At 56.8% G+C, this 19594-nt stretch carries 22 protein-coding genes; 16 read left to right on the plus strand and 6 right to left on the minus strand.

Annotated elements, in window-relative coordinates; translation table 11 throughout:
• The first annotated feature begins 1 nt into the window (after nt 1).
• Nucleotides 2-319, plus strand: coding sequence for a hypothetical protein (locus HBN68_RS10775; protein ID WP_094995113.1), 318 nt, complete (start codon nt 2-4; stop codon nt 317-319).
• 9 nt (nt 320-328) lie between these two features.
• Here the strand turns inward: HBN68_RS10775 and HBN68_RS10780 are convergent, their stop codons facing one another.
• Nucleotides 329-2170, minus strand: a complete 1842-nt coding sequence (locus tag HBN68_RS10780) for a hypothetical protein (RefSeq protein ID WP_169964034.1) — start codon at nt 2168-2170, stop codon at nt 329-331.
• Nucleotides 2171-2312: 142 nt separating this feature from the next.
• Between HBN68_RS10780 and HBN68_RS10785 the strand changes: the two genes are divergently transcribed.
• Both HBN68_RS10785 and HBN68_RS10790 read left to right on the plus strand, forming a co-directional pair.
• Nucleotides 2313-2801 carry a TIGR00645 family protein gene (locus tag HBN68_RS10785; RefSeq protein WP_047273583.1) on the plus strand — a complete coding sequence of 163 codons (489 nt, stop codon included), beginning with the start codon at nt 2313-2315 and terminating at the stop codon, nt 2799-2801.
• A 145-nt stretch (nt 2802-2946) separates the two neighbouring features.
• Nucleotides 2947-3564, plus strand: a complete 618-nt coding sequence (locus tag HBN68_RS10790; protein WP_047273586.1) for an FKBP-type peptidyl-prolyl cis-trans isomerase — start codon at nt 2947-2949, stop codon at nt 3562-3564.
• A gap of 61 nt (nt 3565-3625) precedes the next feature.
• On the opposite strand, the gene HBN68_RS10795 is transcribed toward HBN68_RS10790, so the two are convergent.
• The 3 genes from HBN68_RS10795 to HBN68_RS10805 all read right to left on the minus strand — a co-directional run bounded on the left by HBN68_RS10795 (nt 3626) and on the right by HBN68_RS10805 (nt 5578).
• Nucleotides 3626-3898 (minus strand): hypothetical protein, encoded by a 273-nt coding sequence (locus tag HBN68_RS10795; RefSeq protein ID WP_094995111.1) that lies wholly within the window; start codon nt 3896-3898, stop codon nt 3626-3628.
• 216 nt (nt 3899-4114) lie between these two features.
• Nucleotides 4115-4456 (minus strand): zinc ribbon domain-containing protein YjdM, encoded by a 342-nt coding sequence (locus tag HBN68_RS10800; RefSeq protein ID WP_094995110.1) that lies wholly within the window; start codon nt 4454-4456, stop codon nt 4115-4117.
• Nucleotides 4457-4609: 153 nt separating this feature from the next.
• Entirely contained in the window at nt 4610-5578 is a 969-nt protein-coding gene (locus tag HBN68_RS10805) for a polyprenyl synthetase family protein (RefSeq protein ID WP_169964036.1), read from the minus strand.
• Between the two features lie 241 nt (nt 5579-5819).
• Between HBN68_RS10805 and rplU the strand changes: the two genes are divergently transcribed.
• From rplU to HBN68_RS10830, 5 genes are all read left to right on the plus strand, one after another.
• Nucleotides 5820-6134 carry a 50S ribosomal protein L21 gene (gene rplU, locus HBN68_RS10810; protein ID WP_007901869.1) on the plus strand — a complete coding sequence of 105 codons (315 nt, stop codon included), beginning with the start codon at nt 5820-5822 and terminating at the stop codon, nt 6132-6134.
• A 34-nt stretch (nt 6135-6168) separates the two neighbouring features.
• Nucleotides 6169-6444, plus strand: a complete 276-nt coding sequence (gene rpmA / locus HBN68_RS10815) for a 50S ribosomal protein L27 (RefSeq protein ID WP_047273595.1) — start codon at nt 6169-6171, stop codon at nt 6442-6444.
• Between the two features lie 194 nt (nt 6445-6638).
• Entirely contained in the window at nt 6639-7865 is a 1227-nt protein-coding gene (gene cgtA / locus HBN68_RS10820) for an Obg family GTPase CgtA (protein WP_047273596.1), read from the plus strand.
• A 123-nt stretch (nt 7866-7988) separates the two neighbouring features.
• Nucleotides 7989-9107 carry a glutamate 5-kinase gene (gene proB, locus HBN68_RS10825; RefSeq protein ID WP_094995115.1) on the plus strand — a complete coding sequence of 373 codons (1119 nt, stop codon included), beginning with the start codon at nt 7989-7991 and terminating at the stop codon, nt 9105-9107.
• Between the two features lie 13 nt (nt 9108-9120).
• Entirely contained in the window at nt 9121-9582 is a 462-nt protein-coding gene (locus HBN68_RS10830) for a CreA family protein (protein ID WP_047273598.1), read from the plus strand.
• 137 nt (nt 9583-9719) lie between these two features.
• Here the strand turns inward: HBN68_RS10830 and rpsT are convergent, their stop codons facing one another.
• Entirely contained in the window at nt 9720-9998 is a 279-nt protein-coding gene (gene rpsT / locus HBN68_RS10835; RefSeq protein WP_003443902.1) for a 30S ribosomal protein S20, read from the minus strand.
• A 251-nt stretch (nt 9999-10249) separates the two neighbouring features.
• On the opposite strand from rpsT, the gene murJ reads away from it, so the two are divergent.
• The 6 genes from murJ to ispH all read left to right on the plus strand — a co-directional run bounded on the left by murJ (nt 10250) and on the right by ispH (nt 17639).
• Complete coding sequence (gene murJ / locus HBN68_RS10840; protein ID WP_094995108.1) at nt 10250-11788, plus strand: murein biosynthesis integral membrane protein MurJ; 1539 nt, start codon at nt 10250-10252, stop codon at nt 11786-11788.
• Nucleotides 11789-11905: 117 nt separating this feature from the next.
• Complete coding sequence (ribF, locus tag HBN68_RS10845) at nt 11906-12856, plus strand: bifunctional riboflavin kinase/FAD synthetase (protein WP_169964038.1); 951 nt, start codon at nt 11906-11908, stop codon at nt 12854-12856.
• Nucleotides 12853-15684, plus strand: coding sequence for an isoleucine--tRNA ligase (gene ileS, locus HBN68_RS10850; protein WP_169964040.1), 2832 nt, complete (start codon nt 12853-12855; stop codon nt 15682-15684). The genes ribF and ileS overlap by 4 nt, the downstream gene beginning before the upstream one ends.
• Complete coding sequence (gene lspA / locus HBN68_RS10855) at nt 15677-16195, plus strand: signal peptidase II (protein ID WP_094995105.1); 519 nt, start codon at nt 15677-15679, stop codon at nt 16193-16195. The genes ileS and lspA overlap by 8 nt, the downstream gene beginning before the upstream one ends.
• Nucleotides 16188-16625, plus strand: a complete 438-nt coding sequence (gene fkpB, locus HBN68_RS10860) for an FKBP-type peptidyl-prolyl cis-trans isomerase (RefSeq protein ID WP_094995104.1) — start codon at nt 16188-16190, stop codon at nt 16623-16625. The genes lspA and fkpB overlap by 8 nt, the downstream gene beginning before the upstream one ends.
• Nucleotides 16626-16691: 66 nt before the next feature.
• Nucleotides 16692-17639, plus strand: coding sequence for a 4-hydroxy-3-methylbut-2-enyl diphosphate reductase (gene ispH, locus HBN68_RS10865; protein WP_094995103.1), 948 nt, complete (start codon nt 16692-16694; stop codon nt 17637-17639).
• Here ispH and HBN68_RS10870 read toward each other — a convergent pair.
• On the minus strand, nt 17636-18142 hold the full coding sequence (locus HBN68_RS10870; protein WP_169964043.1) for a GspH/FimT family protein: 507 nt from the start codon (nt 18140-18142) through the stop codon (nt 17636-17638). The genes ispH and HBN68_RS10870 overlap by 4 nt on opposite strands.
• A 261-nt stretch (nt 18143-18403) precedes the next feature.
• Between HBN68_RS10870 and pilV the strand changes: the two genes are divergently transcribed.
• Nucleotides 18404-18895, plus strand: coding sequence for a type IV pilus modification protein PilV (gene pilV / locus HBN68_RS10875; protein ID WP_169964045.1), 492 nt, complete (start codon nt 18404-18406; stop codon nt 18893-18895).
• Entirely contained in the window at nt 18892-19587 is a 696-nt protein-coding gene (locus HBN68_RS10880; RefSeq protein WP_094995100.1) for a prepilin-type N-terminal cleavage/methylation domain-containing protein, read from the plus strand. The genes pilV and HBN68_RS10880 overlap by 4 nt, the downstream gene beginning before the upstream one ends.
• Nucleotides 19588-19594 lie beyond the last annotated feature (7 nt).

The raw sequence follows: 19594 nt of genomic DNA on the forward strand, positions 1-19594 counted from the left end.
CATGTCGCGCAACCTTTGTCTTACCCGCCAATGCCTGGGACTGGTCACGCGTATTGAATGCAGCGTACGCCCCCTCGCAGGGGGCACCGGTATGTGGACGTTATTGTTTGCTGCCGGTCTGGCGGGCGAGCAGCCCACCACGATCAAGTCCCAAGGCCCGTTTCCCGGCCCGTTTGCGGCTGAAACCATTCTTGAATCCATCGTCGAAAGCTTGACGCTGCATGGCTATGAGCTAGCGGACGATCCGCAGATCTGGTGCCTGCATGTGCAGGCCCAGTTGCGGCAAATCAACGGAGCGCGCTGTCACGCGTCTCGTTGATGGCAGGGTTCAATGGGGCGGACTGACGTCGGGCACCTTGTCGAGCTTGACCTCAAAGCCATACTCCACAGGCGTCAGGTCAGTGCGGGCATAGCTTTCCAGTTGGGTCGGCTGGCCATAGAAGTAATGCACGTCAAATAGCGCAGGGCCTTCTGCTTCCGCGCTGTGGCTGACGGCCAGCACTTCTTTCAGGTAGTTGCCGGTGTCGTCCTTGGCGTAGAAGCGCCATGCATCCGACGGGAAGGCCTTTTGATCGACTATGAGTGCGTTGCCCTTGAGCTCCAGCCCTGTGGGCAGGTGCTCAATGCTCAGCGTCTGTTTGTCTACGGCGGCGATGTACATCGGCATTGAGCCAATGGCATAGGCCGGGGTTTCCGGGAACAAGTTCAGGTCGTAGGTGATAACGCCGGTATGCGGGTCCACATCGAACGCTTCTTCTGGCAGCTCCAGCGGCTCGCTGCGTTTGCCATTGTCGTCTTCAGCGAAGAACGTGACCGGGGCATCGGAGGCGTCGGAGGCGTCGGGCAGCGTGCCGACCAACTCGTCATTGAAGGTCGGCGGGTGGCTGAACTCCAGCGTCGCTGCGCTGGCGTCGTCAATGGACTGGGTGATGATCACGGTCTTTATGAAGTGCTCAGGGTCGAGGTTGGCGTTTTTCAGGTACGCGGGCGCCTGGTCGTCGTACACCACGACCGAGAGCGGCAGGGGCTGAACCTCCTTGCTGGTCATGTTTTTATCGAGCCGTCGCACGGGCAGGTCGAGGGCTTTGCGGGTCACCGTGGCGCTGGAGAAGTCCATGACGCTGATGTCCAGCGCGTCGACGTTGCCGTTGAAGTAAACCTTGCTGTAGTGATTCGGGTGTTGTTGCTCAAAGGCTTTTTCTTCGTCTGCCAACTGCCGTTCGAACGCTTCGCTCCAGGCGGTCTGCTTGAGCATCTCGGCCAGTTGTTGCTGGTAAAACGCCAGTTGCTCGGCATTTTCGTTGATCGAGCCTGCGCGCGAGAGAAATTGGCCTGATTGATCGCGGGCCTGGATGATCAAGGGGTTCAGTTCAGTGTCGCCCACGGCCTTGGCGGGCGCGGCGCTGTTGCGGATCTCGACTTCAGCGAAGTTGTTGCCCAGCGCCAACAGGGTCACGCTGATGGTGCCATCGGTCCGTGTCTGGCCCACGTCTTTGCCGTTGAGCTTGAAATGTACGACCTTGCCCGGCGCAATGACTTCTACCTTGCCATGCAGCATCACCGGTTGCGGCTGCTGGACGTTTTCGGTTTCAACCCCGTCGATGTAAGGGTAGGTGACGGTCAGGTCGTCCGGGTTGCTCAGGTTGGCGCTGGAGGGGCTCAACTGAATGCCGGGATCGGTTTCGGACCACTCGGGCTGGAACGGCACGTCTTGCTTATTGCTCAAGGTGACGGATTGCCATTCCAGTGCGTGGGGGAAAGGGAATTCTGAGGCGCTGTTGATCGGGAAGGGGAACACGGGCTCCAGGTCCGTCAGGTAGTCTGAACTGGCATTTTTGCGCAGGACAAACAGGCCGTTGATGTAAGTGTCCGTCAGTGCCTGAATGCTGGGGTAGTGATTGAGCAGCGCCAGATCGTCGGTGGTGTATTCGGTTTCAACCGGTTTGTCTTGCAGTTTGAGCCGCGCGCGCTCCAACAGCAGCAGCGACCCGCCGAGGTCCGCTACGGCATCTTTCAGTTGTTGGTCTTTGATGGTGTCGAGGTTCTGTTCGAATTGGGCGGTTCTTTCTTCCAGGTTGGCGAGCGGGTGTTGGTCATCCGGTGAGCAGCCTCCCGTGGCGAGCAGCGCCAATGAGAGTCCGAGACCAGCCAAGGGGAATCGCAGATCCATTCTTCAGGTTTCCTGTCCGTAAACGATGCCGAGTAGGTGGACACTAGCAGAAAAAGTTTTTACAGACTGTGTCCGGGGCTTTATCTCTGGTGAATTCCCGCTGATATACTCGCGCCCATTTTTTTACTTCCTGTGAGTTTCAATGGAACGCTTTATCGAAAATGCAATGTACGCCTCGCGCTGGATTCTGGCGCCGATCTATTTTGGTTTGTCGCTTGGCCTGCTGGCGCTGGCGTTGAAATTCTTCCAGGAAGTGTTTCACGTAATCCCGAACGTGTTTGCGCTATCTGAGTCGGACTTGATCCTGGTCATTCTGTCGCTGATCGACATGGCGCTGGTGGGCGGTCTGCTGGTCATGGTCATGATTTCGGGTTATGAGAATTTCGTCTCGCAACTGGATATCGACGAGCACAAAGAGAAGCTCAGCTGGTTGGGCACGATGGACTCCACGTCGCTGAAAATGAAAGTCGCGGCATCGATTGTGGCGATCTCTTCGATCCACTTGCTGCGGGTGTTTATGGACGCGCGCAACATCGAGCCCCAGTACCTGATGTGGTACGTGATTATCCACATGACATTTGTGATCTCGGCGTTTGCTATGGGGTATCTGGACAAGATCACCAAGCACTGAGGTCAGGCGGGCCATTAGCGCCTACATAACCCGGGCTGCGAAGGCTTTGGGGGCTGTGTTAGTCTGCTCGCCCTTTTTTTGTTCAGGGCGTGTGGGTCAGTCGTTCAGTTGACTGGCCTGCAACGTCCCACAGCGGAGCAGTGTTATGTCCGAAGTAAATCTGTCGACCGACGAAACCCGCGTCAGCTACGGCATTGGCCGTCAGTTGGGCGACCAGCTGCGCGATAACCCGCCACCGGGCGTTAGCCTGGATGCCATTCTGGCAGGCTTGACCGACGCGTTCGCCGGTAAAGAAAGCCGTGTAGGTCAGGAAGAAATGTCCGCCAGTTTCAAAGTGATCCGCGAGATCATGCAAGCTGAAGCGGCTGCCAAGGCTGAAGCTGCAGCGGGCGAAGGCAAGGCTTTCCTGGCTGAAAACGCGAAGAAAGACGGCATCACCACCCTGGCTTCGGGTCTGCAATTCGAAGTTGTGACAGCAGGTGAAGGCGCCAAGCCATCCCGTGAAGACACCGTGCGTGTTCACTACCACGGCACCCTGATCGACGGCACTGTGTTCGACAGCTCTTACGAGCGTGGCCAGCCTGCCGAGTTCCCGGTCGGTGGCGTGATTGCTGGCTGGACTGAGGCCTTGCAATTGATGAACGCTGGCAGCAAATGGCGCATCTACGTGCCGAGCGAACTGGCTTACGGCGCCCAAGGCGTTGGCAGCATCGCTCCACACAGCGTGCTGGTATTCGACGTTGAGCTGCTGGACGTTCTGTAAGAACCCCACGGTTTAGCGGTAATGACGGGTTGTTGGCTGGCCCGTCATTACACCGTTGGCTTCATAGTTCTATTTTGGCCAGATGCTCATGGGCGTCAGCCGAACCGACAGGGCGCAACGCCCGGGCGTAACAGAACAGAAACAGGTTGCGCACCATCTCTTTGAGCACCACCGGCTCGTTTGAGTTAAGCCCTGAAAAATCCAGGTCTCCCTGATCTTGCAGTTCATTCAGCGCGTCTTCTTCCAGAACAGCACACACTTCCCCGGTTTCCCGATGCAGGATTCGCAGATAGGGATGTGGTCGGTCCAGCCAAGCGTCAATTAAATAAGTCATGGGTGTCTTCTCCTTGATGGATATCAATGAGAATAATTCCTATTCAATTAATAGCAAGTGCCTATTGGCGGATTGGCGTGTTTTCTGCGATCAGGTTGCTACCGGTCAAAGTAACTGGCTCTTTGATATCGCGTGTCGAGTCGGGTAGAGGCAGGGGCAGGGAGGAGGGGAAACAACCCCTTCCTGCGCCAGGCGCAGGAAGGAATGGCAACAGAATCAGACTTTGCGCACGAACTCGGACTTGAGCTTCATTGGGCCGATGCCGTCGATTTTGCAGTCGATATCGTGATCGCCATCGCACAAGCGAATGTTCTTGACCTTGGTACCAACTTTAACCACCAGCGAGGTGCCTTTAATCTTCAAGTCCTTGATCACGGTGATGGTGTCGCCATCGTTCAGGACAGTGCCAGCGGAGTCTTTGTAGACTTTTACGTCGCTGTCGACTTCTGCTTCAGCGTTGGCAGACCACTCATGGGCGCATTCCGGGCAGACCAGCTGAGCGCCGTCTTCATAGGTGTATTCGGAATTGCATTTCGGGCAGGGTGGCAAAGTGCTCACTTGCGCTCCTTAAAAGTCAGGATGGCTAAAAGGCGCGCATTGTATAGGGTTTTTTCGGCGGGCGGGGAAAGTGCGGCGGGATGGACTTGCAGTCACTGCCCAAGACCCTCGTGTGAAGGTCTTGGGAGGCGGGAGCGGTTTGCGGTGTGTGGATCAGTGTGTGCGTGCGACCGCGAACTCGCTCAGTTCGACCAGCGCGTCGCGGTATTCGCTCGGCGGCAGGGCTTCAAGGCAGACAATGGCGCGTGCAACGAAATTGCGGGCCAATTGTGCGGTGTATTCCAGCGAGCCTGAGGCTTCAACCGCGGCGCGGATGCTTTCGAGGTCTTCAATCCCGCCTTTCTGGATGGCCTGGCGAACCAGTGCGGCTTGTTCCGGCGTGCCTTCGCGCATGGTGTAGATCAAGGGCAGCGTCGGCTTGCCTTCAGCCAGGTCGTCACCCACGTTCTTGCCCAGGGTTTCGGCATCGCCACGGTAGTCGAGCAGGTCGTCCACCAGTTGGAAAGCCACGCCCAAGTGATCGCCGAACATGCGCAATGCTTCGCTTTGCTCGGGTGTCGCACCGGCCAGAGCGGCTGCGCTGTGGGTCGAGGCTTCAAAGAGCATCGCGGTTTTGCCGCGGATGACTTCCATGTAGGTCTCTTCGGTGGTGCTGGCATCGCGCACTTTTGACAGTTGCAGTACTTCGCCTTCGGCAATGATGCGCGTCGCTTGCGACAAGATCTTCATCACCGGCATCGAGCCCAGCTCAACCATCATTTCGAAGGAGCGCGAGTACAGGAAGTCGCCCACCAGCACGCTCGGCGCGTTGCCCCATGTTGCATTGGCGGTCTTGCGGCCACGGCGCATGCCGGACATGTCCACCACGTCGTCGTGCAGCAGGGTGGCGGTGTGCAGGAACTCGATCGTTGCCGCCAACAGACGCAAGTCATCGCCTTCGCGGCCCAGTGCCTTGCCACATAGCAACACTAATAAAGGACGCAGGCGTTTGCCGCCGGCCGAAGTAATGTAGTCGCCGATTTTTGAGACCAGCGGTACGCGTGAAGTCAGCTGCTTCTTGATGATGCCGTCGACGGCGCTAAAATCGTCCGCCACCGCGCGGTAGAAAGCTTGGGGTTGCATCAGCGACAGGTGCTCCAGAAGGGTTGCGCGGCATGCTAGGTCGGGGGGGATGGCCTGTCAAGGCACGATGGGCGGCCCCTTGCAACGTCCTCTTGCCTTGCGTACAATCGCGCACCCTGAACTTCCTGGGCAGCACCTGCCTTACGCAATTGCACTTGGGCCGTTCCAGCCCCATGCAGCCATGCCAGCCAATACCTTTACCTATAAAGCGCTGGGTGAGCAGGATTATCGGAGAAATACCATGTCGTATGCAGTAATCGTTACTGGTGGCAAGCAGTACAAAGTAGCTCCAGGTGAATACCTGAAGATCGAAAAATTGGAAATCGCTACCGGCGAATCCGTAACTTTTGATCGCGTTCTGTTGGTCGCCAATGGCGACGACGTGAACATCGGCGCTCCAGTTGTTCCTGGCGCCACTGTTGTGGCTGAAGTGATCTCCCAAGGTCGTCACGATAAAGTCCGCATCATCAAGTTCCGTCGTCGTAAGCACCACATGAAGCGTATGGGCCACCGCCAGTGGTACACCGAGATCAAAATCACCGGTATTCAGGCTTAATTTCAGCCTAATTCCTCACTAGGAGAATTGACTCATGGCACACAAAAAAGCTGGTGGTAGTACCCGTAACGGTCGCGACTCAGAAGCCAAACGCCTTGGCGTGAAGATGTATGGCGGCCAGGCTATCGTTCCAGGCAACATCATCGTGCGTCAGCGCGGTACCCAATTCCACGCTGGCTACGGCGTTGGTATGGGCAAAGATCACACCCTGTTCGCGAAAGTGGAAGGCGTGATCAAGTTCCAGGTTAAAGGCGCCTTCGGTCGTCGCTATGTAAGCATCGTTCCGAAGACTGAAGTCGTCGCAGCGTAATAGCTTGGTAGCTGGAAGAGCCCTGTCTTGCGACGGGGCTTTTTCGTTTGTGGGATGAGTCTCTTGCAAAACTGTTTGTATGGGCTGCTGGCGCTGGATTTAACGGTCGTTGATTGAGGTCGCTGCGCTCATTTTTGCAAGAGTCTTATGTCTTATGTTTATCGGCTCGTCCTGATGACGAGAGGCGTTTTGTTATGAAGTTTGTTGATGAAGTATCGATCAAGGTAAAAGCGGGCGACGGTGGTAACGGTTGCATGAGTTTCCGTCGTGAGAAATTCATCGAAAACGGTGGTCCTAACGGTGGTGATGGGGGCGATGGTGGCTCGATCTATATGGTCGCCGACGAAAACCTCAACACCCTGGTTGACTACCGTTATACCCGTCACTTCGATGCCCAGCGCGGCTCGAACGGCGGTAGTACCGATTGCACCGGGCGCAAGGGTGATGACCTTATCCTGCGCGTGCCAGTCGGCACGACCGTTATTGATGCAGGCACGCAAGAAGTGATTGGCGACCTGACCAAGGCCGGTCAAAAGCTGATGGTGGTTCAGGGCGGCTGGCACGGCCTGGGCAACACGCGTTTCAAGTCCAGTACCAATCGCGCGCCGCGCCAAACCACGCCGGGTAAGCCGGGTGAGCAGCGCGACTTGAAGCTTGAGTTGAAAGTGCTGGCTGACGTCGGTTTGCTGGGTTTGCCGAATGCCGGTAAAAGCACCTTTATTCGTTCAGTGTCTGCGGCCAAGCCCAAGGTGGCGGATTATCCGTTCACCACGCTGGTACCCAACCTGGGCGTGGTCAGTGTCGATCGCTGGAAAAGCTTTGTCATTGCTGACATCCCGGGGCTGATCGAAGGCGCTTCTGATGGCGCGGGCCTGGGGATTCGCTTCCTCAAGCATTTGGCGCGTACCCGTTTGCTCCTGCATCTCGTGGACATGGCGCCGGTTGAAGGTTCGGAAAGCGCTGCGGATACCGCTGAAGTCATCGTTAACGAGCTGACCAAGTTCAGCCCGGCGCTGGCTGATCGTGATCGCTGGCTGGTCTTGAACAAGTGCGATTCTCTGCCTCAGGAAGAGCACGACGCAGTTGTGAAAGAAGTGGTTGATCGTCTTGAGTGGACCGGTCCTGTGTATGTGATTTCGGCTATTGCCAAAATCGGCACCGACAAGCTGTGCCACGACATCATGCGCTACCTCGAAGATCGCGCAGACCGCCTGGCCAATGATCCTGCCTACAAGGAAGAACTGGCCGAGCTGGATCAGCGCATTGAAGACGAGGCGCGTGCACAGTTGCAGGCGCTGGATGACAAGCGTGCCTTGCGTCGCAGTGGCGTGAAGAGCGTCCATGACATCGGTGACGATGACTGGGATGAAGAAGATGTTGAAGACGACGATGGTCCGGAAATCATTTACGTCCGCGACTGATTCGTTGCAGTAAACTACAGCGCCGCTCAATTGAGCGGCGTTTTAGCATCTACGAAACGGTAATCACAAAAATTCCACGGGTAGCGCTCGGTCGCGCTGCTCTCAGGCATAGGTTGGAAGATGATGCGGAGCAAGGTGACAGGTGCGCAGCGTTGGGTCGTCAAGATTGGCAGCGCACTGCTGACGGCGGATGGCAAAGGTCTGGATCGTGCGGCAATGGGTGTTTGGGTCGAGCAAATGGTGGCCCTGCATGAAGCCGGTGTTGAGTTGGTGTTGGTGTCTTCGGGCGCAGTGGCGGCCGGGATGAGCCGCTTGGGCTGGACGGTGCGACCGAGTGCCATGCATGAATTGCAAGCGGCGGCTGCCATCGGTCAGATGGGCCTGGTGCAGGCTTGGGAGTCGAGTTTCGCCGAGCACTCGCGGCACACCGCGCAAATTCTGCTGACCCATGACGATTTGTCTGATCGCAAGCGTTACCTGAATGCCCGCAGTACTTTGCGTGCCCTTGTGGAGTTGGGCGTAATCCCGGTCATCAACGAAAACGACACGGTGGTGACCGATGAGATTCGTTTTGGTGACAACGACACCCTGGCGGCACTGGTTGCCAACCTGGTGGAAGCTGATCTGTTAGTAATCCTGACCGACCGCGACGGCATGTTTGATGCTGATCCGCGCAATAACCCTGACGCGCAAATGATTTATGAGGCGCGCGCGGATGACCCGGCGCTGGACGCAGTGGCGGGCGGTACGGGGGGTGCGCTGGGGCGTGGTGGTATGCAGACCAAGTTGCGGGCGGCTCGTTTGGCGGCGCGTTCCGGGGCGCACACCATTATTGTGGGTGGGCGTCTGGAGCGGGTGCTGGATCGTCTTAAGGCGGGCGAGCGCATTGGCACCTTGTTGTCGCCGGAACGCGGCATGTTGGCAGCCCGTAAGCAGTGGCTGGCCGGGCATCTGCAAACACGCGGTACGCTGGTGCTGGACGAGGGGGCTGTCGCGGCACTGTCGCAGGGCAACAAGAGCTTGCTGCCTGTGGGGGTGAAGGCGGTTCAGGGTGGCTTCCGTCGTGGGGAAATGGTGGTGTGTGTCGCGCCGGACGGCCGTGAAATTGCCCGTGGGCTCGCCAACTACAGTGCTGCGGAAGCGCAAAAAATTATCGGGCAATCGTCGGATGCGATTGTCAGCTTGTTGGGTTATATGGCGGAGCCTGAACTGGTTCATCGCGATAACCTGATTCTGGTTTGAATGTGAGGTTTGAATGCGCTTGATTAAAGGGTTGCTGGGTTTGATGTTGGCGATGCCGTTACTGGCTTCGGCGGAAGAGATTGGTACGGTTTCAACCGTGTTTAAGCTGGTTGGCCCTAACGACCGCATTGTGGTCGAGGCGTTCGATGATCCCAAGGTAGAGGGCGTGACCTGCTATCTGTCCCGCGCTAAAACGGGGGGCATGAAAGGGGGGTTGGGGTTGGCAGAGGACCGTGCTGAAGCTTCGTTGGCATGTCGTCAGACGGGTCCGATCAGCTTCAAGGGTGATCTCAAGGACGGTGATGAAGTCTTTAAGGAGCGCACGTCGCTGGTGTTCAAGACCATGCAGGTGGTGCGATTCCTTGACAAGAAACGCAATACGCTGGTGTATCTGGTCTACAGCGATCGCCTGATTGAGGGCAGTCCACAGAATGCTGTAACGGCAATTCCGATCCTGCCGTGGCCGCATCAGTAGTGCTTATAAAAAGCTGCGATTCACGCAGCTTTTTTTTGCCTGTGAGCTTGTGGTGGGGGCGGGGTAGTGAATCCTGGGTATAAATCGCAGGCAATAAAAAACCGACCCTGAGGTCGGTTTTTTAAAAAGCTTAACGCTTAAGCGGCGGTCGCAAGGTTCAACGCCTTGACGTGGCCATTCAGACGGCTCTTATGACGAGCAGCTTTGTTCTTGTGGATGATGCCTTTATCGGCCATACGGTCGATAACAGGAACAGCCAGAACATAAGCAGCTTGTGCTTTAGCGGCGTCTTTTGCGTCGATGGCTTTAACTACATTCTTGATGTAGGTGCGAACCATGGAACGCAGGCTGGCGTTGTGGCTGCGACGCTTCTCAGCCTGTTTTGCACGTTTTTTGGCGGAAGGTGTGTTGGCCACCGTCGAGCTCCTCGAAAGACTTTAGAAAATAGCAAACAAAATAGGCCGCGAATCATGCCGATGACGTGAAGGCTTGTCAAGGGCGTTTGATACGATCCGCTGAGTGGTTGATCGAGGGAGACGGGAGATTTATTTCCGGCGCTTGACCTGTAAACTCGCGAGCTTGGCTCTGTGCTGTTGCGGCGCGCAGTATCGCATAAGTGGACGCTTTGTTCGCCTGCTCTTTTTCTCTATAGGCAAAAACTCTTTCAATGAATTTGCTCAAGTCGTTGGCTGCCGTCAGTTCCATCACCATGATTTCAAGGGTTTTGGGCTTTATCCGAGACACAATCATTGCTCGCACGTTTGGCGCCGGGATGGCCACGGATGCGTTCTTCATTGCCTTCAAACTGCCCAACCTGTTGCGCCGGATCTTCGCAGAGGGGGCCTTTTCTCAAGCGTTCGTGCCGATTCTCGCGGAATATAAAAATCAGCAAGGCGAGGAAGCGACCCGTACGTTCGTGGCCTATGTGGCCGGTTTGCTGACCCTGGTGTTGGCCATTGTCACGATTGTGGGGATGCTGGCTGCGCCTTGGGTAATCTGGGCGACGGCGCCGGGATTTGCCACCACCCCGGAAAAATTCCAGCTCACCAGTGACATGTTGCGGGTTACTTTCCCTTATATATTGCTGATTTCACTGTCGTCCTTGGCAGGAGCGATTCTGAACACCTGGAACCGTTTCTCGGTTCCGGCGTTTGTGCCGACGTTGCTTAATGTCAGCATGATTATTTTTGCGTTGTTCCTGACACCTTATTTCGATCCGCCCGTGATGGCCCTTGGCTGGGCTGTGTTGGCCGGTGGTCTGGCGCAGTTAGTGTTTCAACTGCCGCACCTGAAAAAGATCGGCATGCTCGTGTTGCCCCGCCTTAATCTGCGCGATACCGGGGTGTGGCGGGTGATGAAACAAATGTTGCCGGCGATCCTGGGTGTTTCAGTCAGTCAGATCTCTTTGATCATCAACACCATCTTCGCGTCCTTTTTGGTGGCCGGGTCTGTGTCGTGGATGTACTACGCCGACCGTTTAATGGAGCTGCCGTCGGGTGTGCTGGGCGTGGCGCTGGGGACAATCCTTCTGCCAACCCTGTCCAAGACCTACGCCAATAAAGACCGTCATGAGTATTCTCGGATTCTCGACTGGGGGCTGCGTCTGTGTTTCGTGCTGGTTTTGCCTTGCGCACTGGCACTGGCCATTCTGTCCGAACCGCTGACGGTTTCATTGTTTCAGTACGGTGAATTCAGTGCCCATGATGCCGTGATGACCCAGCACGCCCTGATGGCTTACTCGGTGGGTTTGCTCGGGATTATTTTGATCAAGGTGCTGGCCCCAGGCTTTTATGCTCAGCAAAACATCCGTACGCCGGTGAAAATTGCCGTTTTCACGTTGATCGTGACCCAGTTGCTGAACCTGGTATTCATCGTGCCGTTGCAACATGCGGGCCTTGCACTGGCCATAAGCGTGGGGGCGTGCATCAACGCCGGCCTGCTGTTTTGGCAATTGCGCAGTCAAAAGCTGTTTGTGGCGCAGCCAGGCTGGGCCAAGTACCTGTTCAAACTGGTGTTGGCTGTGGCCGTGATGTCGGCCGTTCTACTGGGCTTGATGCAATTGATGCCCGCTTGGGATCACGGTCATATGCTGGAGCGCTTTCTGCGTTTGGGGGGACTTGTTGTCGCTGGGGTGCTGGCGTATTTCGGTATGCTGCTGGTCTTGGGCATGCGTTTGAAGGATTTCGCCCGCAAGTCCCTTATGTAAGGTAATCGCCGGTCAGACGTGTGTTTTATCGTATTGACTGAATTGCCTTGCGCTGTTGCCTGTTGTAGCAGGCTGGGTGTGGTTATAATCGGCCACTTTATGAGCAAGAAGCGCGTTATGCAGCTGGTTCGAGGCCTTCACAATCTGCGGCCCCAACATCGGGGCTGTGTCGCCACTATTGGCAACTTTGACGGTGTACACCGTGGTCACCAGGCAATCCTGGGCCGGCTGCGTGAACGTGCGCTGGAGTTGGGTGTGCCCAGCTGCGTGGTGATTTTTGAACCCCAGCCGCGCGAATTCTTTGCCCCGCAGACCGCGCCGGCACGTCTGGCGCGTTTGCGCGACAAACTGCAGCTATTGGCTGATGCCGGTGTAGATCGGGTACTGTGCCTGGCGTTCAATCAGCGTTTAAGCAAACTCAGCGCCGCCGAGTTTGTTGACACGATTCTGGTTAATGGCCTGGGTGTGCAACACCTTGAGGTTGGGGACGATTTCCGCTTCGGGTGCGACCGGGCAGGGGATTTCGATTTCCTGCAACAGGCTGGCATCATCCAGGGTTTTACCGTCGAGGCGGCGCAAACCGTTGAGCTTGACGGCATGCGCGTCAGCAGCACCAAAGTGCGTGATGCCCTGGCCAATGCCGATTTCGCCCTTGCCGAACGTTTGCTCGGGCGCCCGTTCCAGATTGCCGGGCGGGTACTACACGGGCAGAAACTGGCGCGTCAACTGGGTACGCCAACGGCCAACGTTCAGCTAAAGCGTCGTCGAGTGCCGCTGACCGGGGTCTACCTGGCCAGTGTCGAGATTGACGGCAACACTTGGTCCGGCGTCGCCAACATTGGCGTGCGGCCCACCGTTTCAGGGGATGGCAGTGCCCATCTTGAAGTACATCTATTGGATTACGCCGGTGATCTGTATGACCGGCGTCTGACCGTGGCATTCCACCACAAGCTGCGTGATGAGCAGCGTTTCGCCTCCCTGGAGGCGCTCAAGACGGCGATCAATGCGGACGTCGCCGCCGCCCGAGCCTATTGGCTGGGTCAACCGCTTAAAAAGAGCCTGAAATGACCGACTACAAAGCCACGCTAAACCTTCCGGACACAGCCTTCCCAATGAAGGCCGGCCTGCCACAGCGCGAACCGCAAATTTTGCAGCGCTGGGACAGCATTGGCCTGTACGGGAAGTTGCGCGAGATTGGCAAGGATCGTCCTAAGTTCGTTCTTCATGACGGTCCTCCCTACGCCAACGGCACGATCCACATCGGTCACGCGCTGAACAAGATCCTCAAGGACATGATCATCCGCTCGAAAACCCTCGCCGGATTCGATGCGCCGTACGTGCCGGGCTGGGATTGCCACGGTTTGCCGATTGAGCACAAGGTTGAAGTGACTCACGGCAAAAACCTGCCTGCGGATAAAACCCGCGAGCTGTGCCGTGCCTACGCCACTGAGCAGATTGAAGGGCAGAAGTCCGAATTCATCCGTTTGGGTGTGTTGGGTGACTTCGCCAACCCGTACAAAACCATGGATTTCAAGAACGAAGCCGGTGAAATCCGCGCTTTGGCTGAAATCGTCAAGGCGGGCTTCGTGTTCAAGGGCCTTAAGCCTGTGAACTGGTGTTTCGACTGCGGCTCGGCACTGGCTGAAGCTGAAGTTGAATATCAGGACAAAAAGTCCGCGACCATTGACGTGGCGTTCCCGATTGCCGACGAAGCCAAGCTGGCTGAGGCTTTCGGCCTGGCTGCATTGAGCAAACCTGCATCGATCGTGATCTGGACCACCACCCCGTGGACCATCCCGGCCAACCAGGCCCTCAACGTGCACCCGGAGTTCAACTACGCGCTGGTCGACGTCGGTGACAAGTTGCTGGTTCTGGCAGAAGAGCTCGTCGAAGCCTGCCTGGCCCGTTACAACCTCGAAGGTTCGGTCATTGCCACCACGACCGGTGCCGCACTTGAACTGATCAACTTCCGTCACCCGTTCTATGACCGTCTGTCGCCTGTTTATTTGGCCGAGTATGTCGAACTGGGCGCCGGTACGGGCGTTGTTCACTCCGCGCCGGCCTACGGCGTAGACGACTTCGTGACCTGCAAAGCCTACGGCATGGTCAACGATGACATCATCAATCCGGTTCAAAGCAATGGTGTGTACGTGCCGTCGCTGGAGTTTTTCGGCGGCCAGTTCATCTGGAAAGCCAACCCGGCCATCGTTGAAAAGCTGACCGAAGTCGGTGCGCTGATGCACACCGAAACCATCAGCCACAGCTACATGCACTGCTGGCGTCACAAAACCCCGCTGATCTACCGTGCAACCGCGCAGTGGTTCATCGGCATGGACAAAGAGCCGGTTGCTGGCGATACCTTGCGCACCCGTGCGTTGCAGGCTATCGAAGACACCCAGTTCGTTCCGGCATGGGGTCAGGCGCGCCTGCACTCAATGATCGCCAATCGCCCGGACTGGTGCATCTCACGTCAGCGCAACTGGGGGGTACCGATCCCGTTTTTCCTGAACAAGGAAAGCGGCGAGCTGCACCCGCGCACTGTTGAAATGATGGAAGAAGTGGCCAAGCGCGTTGAGCTGGAAGGCATCGAAGCCTGGTTCAAGATGGACGCTGCCGAACTCTTGGGCGATGAAGCGCCGCTGTACGACAAGATTTCCGACACGCTGGACGTGTGGTTTGACTCCGGCACTACGCACTGGCACGTGCTGCGTGGTTCGCACCCGATGGGTCACGAAACCGGCCCTCGGGCCGACCTGTACCTGGAAGGTTCCGACCAGCACCGTGGCTGGTTCCACTCCTCGTTGCTGACCGGCTGCGCCATCGACAATCACGCGCCTTATCGCGAACTGCTGACCCATGGTTTCACCGTGGACGAGGCGGGTCGCAAGATGTCCAAATCCTTGGGCAACGTGATTGCGCCGCAGAAAGTCAACGACACACTGGGCGCCGACATCATGCGTCTGTGGGTCGCTTCGACCGACTACTCGGGCGAGATCGCGGTTTCCGACCAGATCCTGCAACGTAGCGCCGACGCCTATCGCCGTATCCGTAACACTGCCCGCTTCTTGCTGTCGAACCTGACCGGTTTCAATCCGGCCACCGACATCCTGCCTGCCGAAGAAATGCTGGCACTGGATCGTTGGGCTGTGGATCGCGCACTGTTGCTGCAACGCGAGCTGGAACTTCACTACGGTGAATACCGCTTCTGGAACGTGTACTCCAAAGTGCACAACTTCTGCGTGCAAGAGCTGGGTGGCTTCTACCTCGACATCATCAAGGACCGTCAGTACACCACGGGCGCCAACAGCAAGGCCCGTCGTTCATGCCAGACCGCGTTGTTCCATATCTCCGAAGCGCTGGTGCGCTGGATCGCTCCGATCCTGGCGTTCACTGCTGACGAGCTGTGGCACTACCTGCCGGGCGAGCGTAACGAGTCCGTGATGCTCAATACCTGGTATCAGGGCCTGACCGAGCTGCCTGAAGGGACCGAACTGGACCGCGCTTATTGGGAGCGGATCATGGCGGTCAAGGTCGCGGTCAACAAGGAAATGGAAAACCTGCGCGCGGCCAAGGCCATTGGTGGCAACTTGCAGGCCGAAGTCACCTTGTTCGCTGAAGACGAACTGGCAGCCGACCTCACCAAATTGAGCAACGAGCTGCGCTTCGTGCTGATTACCTCAACAGCCAGCGTTGCGCCGTTTGCATCGGCCCCGGCGGATGCGGTGGTAACTGAAGTGCCCGGCCTGAAGCTCAAAGTGGTCAAATCTGCTCACGCCAAGTGCGCCCGTTGCTGGCATTGCCGCGAAGACGTCGGCGTGAACCCTGAGCATCCGGAAATCTGCGGTCGCTGCGTGGACAACATCAGCGGCGCCGGTGAGGTACGTCACTATGCCTGATGCCCGCACTGCCGGGCGCTTCGGGCGCCTGAGCTGGCTGTGGTTGACCCTGCTGGTCCTGGTCATTGACCAGGCCAGCAAGGTCTATTTCGACAGCGCATTACAGATGTACCAACAGGTCGTGATCATTCCGGATTACTTCAGTTGGACGTTGGCCTACAACACGGGTGCGGCCTTCAGCTTTCTGGCTGACAGTGCCGGTTGGCAGCGATGGTTGTTTGCCCTGATTGCCGTGGTGGTCAGTGCCGTACTGGTGATCTGGCTTAAGCGCCTGGGACGTGATGACACATGGCTGGCGATTGCACTGGCTTTGATTCTCGGCGGGGCCTTGGGCAATTTGTATGACCGCGTTGCCTACGGCCATGTCATTGATTTCATTCTTGTGCACTGGCAAAACCGCTGGTATTTCCCTGCATTCAACTTTGCCGACAGTGCAATCTGTGTGGGTGCTGTGATGCTGGCACTGGATATGTTCAAAAGTAAAAAGTCCGGAGAACCCGTTCATGACTGAGCCTCGTATTGGCCAGAACACGGAAGTCACCCTGCATTTCGCTTTGCGCCTGGAGAATGGCGACACGGTCGACAGCACGTTCGACAAATCCCCGGCTACTTTCAAAGTGGGTGATGGGAGCCTGTTGCCCGGTTTTGAGGCTGCGATTTTCGGTTTCAAGGCAGGTGACAAGCGGACACTGGAGATTCTTCCGGAGAATGCGTTCGGTCAGCCCAACCCGCAAAATGTGCAGATCATTGCGCGTTCGCAGTTCAAAGACATGGAGCTGTCGGAAGGTTTGCTGGTGATCTTCAATGACGCGGCAAACACCGAGTTGCCGGGCGTGGTCAAGGCGTTTGACGACGAGCAGGTCACCATCGATTTTAACCATCCGTTGGCAGGTAAAACCCTGACCTTCGAAGTGGAAATCCAAGCTGTCAAAGCGCTGTAAATCCAGTGCCCGGCTTCGGCCGGGCCTGTTTGGCATTATCTTTCTGCGCGTCCCACGAGGCCTAGCATGCACATTAAACTCGCCAACCCCCGTGGTTTTTGCGCCGGGGTGGACCGAGCGATTGAGATCGTCAATCGCGCTCTGGAAGTATTCGGCCCGCCTATCTATGTTCGCCACGAAGTGGTGCACAACAAATTTGTCGTCGAAGACCTGCGCTCCCGCGGAGCGATCTTCGTTGAAGAGCTGGATCAGGTACCGGATGACGTTATCGTGATCTTCAGCGCCCACGGCGTTTCTCAGGCCGTACGCAGTGAAGCCGCCGGGCGCGGCCTGAAGGTGTTCGACGCGACGTGCCCCTTGGTCACCAAGGTTCATATCGAAGTGGCCCGCTACAGCCGTGATGGCCGCGAATGCATCCTGATTGGCCACGCCGGTCACCCGGAAGTTGAAGGCACGATGGGGCAGTACGACGCCAGTAATGGCGGCGCTATCTACCTGGTTGAGGACGAAAAAGACGTCGCCAATTTGCAAGTGCGCAACCCTGAAAAACTGGCGTTCGTGACACAGACCACGCTGTCGATGGATGACACCAGCCGGGTTATCGATGCACTGCGTACGCGATTTCCGGCCATTGGTGGCCCCCGTAAAGATGACATCTGCTACGCCACGCAAAATCGCCAGGACGCGGTAAAGCAACTGGCTGACGAGTGCGACGTTGTGCTGGTAGTGGGCAGCCCAAACAGCTCTAACTCCAACCGCTTGCGCGAGTTGGCAGAGCGCATGGCCACCCCCGCCTACCTGATCGATGGCGCTGAAGACATGCAAAAAAGCTGGTTCGACGGTGTAGAACGCATTGGTATCACAGCGGGTGCCTCGGCTCCGGAAGTGCTAGTGCGCGGCGTGATTCAGCAATTGCACGCCTGGGGTGCCACGGGAGCGGATGAGTTGGCTGGCCGCGAAGAGAACATCACCTTTTCCATGCCCAAAGAATTGCGGGTTCGCTCCATTACCTAAGCCATTGCACACAAAGCCTGCGCAGATTTTTGGTTGCGCAGGCTGATTCTCCCGCTTTTTGCCAGCACGATCTGGTAATGGCTTAACGCTTCTTTCACCTGGCAAACATGCAGGGTGCCCGCCTGGAAACCTCCCGCACTTAATAATGGCTCGCCCAGCGGGTTGAATCGCACGTAGTGTTTGACCGGCGAATTACCTGCTACGGGTATCAGGTTCCTGTTCTGTTTTTCAGCCAGCACCGGGTTATTTTCATCGGTATGGCCCTGGCCGCTCTCGTCAAGAATCACTCTCCACCCATTACTCCAGTCATCATCCAGCGCGTGAATCACCACGTACTGATGGCGTATCAACGCCTCGCTGCGTGCCTTGCGCAAGCTGTTGGCCAACTGCTCGGCCGTGGTCTGGCGACGTTGTTGTTCCGTAAGCGTGTGATAGGCCGGGCTGGCGAATTGGGCTGTGATGGCCACGATCGACAGGGTAATCACCAGCTGAATCAAGGTCATCCCTCTTTGATACACCGGGTCCTCCCTGGGCTTTTTTGTGGTGAGCACGCTTAGGTATAGCGGCTACGACGGGGCCGCCACGTATAAAACGTCGGTTCAATAGTTGCCCAATATGTATGTCGTGGTTTTACAGGTAGAGCACGTACGCTGGCGAATATTCCTTCGATTTGGTTCACCTGTTTCTGACCTGTGAACCCCTGACGCAGGTCTAGGCTGTGATCATGACGGCGCAGGACGTGCCGTTAAAACAGGTGCGCAGGGATGAATCACCAGAGTCGAGGCTGCAAACAGCAACAAGCTGGCATGACCCTGATTGAAGTGCTGGTAGCTGCACTGATTTTAGGTCTCGGTTTACTAGGGGCTGCAAGCGCACAAATCAATGCCTTGAAGTACACCGACAGCGCGCGCATGAGCACGCAGGCCAGTTTTATTGCATACGACATGCTGGATCGAATGCGGGCCAATGCCACAGGTGACTATCGCTTTTCAGGCGTTGATGTTGCCACTTCCACTTCCACTCCCACTTCCACTTCCAGCGTTGCAGGGATCGTCGGTCAGGATCTGAGTGATTTCAAGCGCAACATACGCGCCTTCGGTGGGGAGAGCGCACGCGGCGTGATTTCAGTGAGCGATCGTCAGGTCAGTATCAACATTTACTGGGATGACTCGCGTGCTGAGAAAAAAGACGCCGCCTTTCAATCCTTCACCCTCACCGGCTATCTGGCCGACCAACAGGCTGCGCGTAAGCCATGAGACAGGCTGACGCTGGTTTTGGCTTGATTGAGCTGATGATTGCAATGACCTTGGGCTTGCTGCTGGTTCTGGGGATGACTCAGGTGTTCTTGAGTGCCCGTCAAACCTCTCTGGCTCAGACTGCGTCCGCTCAACTACAAGAAGATGCGCGTTATGTGTTGAGCAAAATAGCTCAGGAAATTCGCATGGCTGGCATGTTTGGCTGCTTGCCGTTGACGCAAATAATCAATGCGCCTGCCGCCTTTGGAACACCTGTTTCGTGGCAGGGAGCTGCACGTTCAGGAACGTTGCAAATGATTAGCGCAGATGTGGGGCCTCAGTCCGGCAAGCCTGACTGGACGGTTGTGACGGACTGCAAAAACCATGCGCAGGCTTTTGCTGGCGCGCAGACAGGATTGGGGCCTGGAGACATCGGCTTTGCGGTGCGTCGCATTGCATATCGTCATGCGGGGGGGCAATTAAGGAGCGGTTCCACTAACGCCGTGCTTCTGGACAATGTAGTCGCGTTCGACGTGAGCTTTGGTATGGCGGACTCCGTCGGGTCCAACGCGGTTGTGCGCTATGAGTACAGCCCTGCAGATGCCGCGAGCATTCGCAGTGTACGTATGGTCTTGACCTTGAGAGATCCGCGATCCCATGTAAAAGACCAGACCTACCACGTGGTAGTCGCCGTTCGTAACCGGCTGGGGTAAGGAGACG

Origin of the sequence: Pseudomonas sp. WS 5078 (genome assembly GCF_012985745.1) — a bacterium.
Classification (GTDB): domain Bacteria; phylum Pseudomonadota; class Gammaproteobacteria; order Pseudomonadales; family Pseudomonadaceae; genus Aquipseudomonas; species Aquipseudomonas lundensis_A.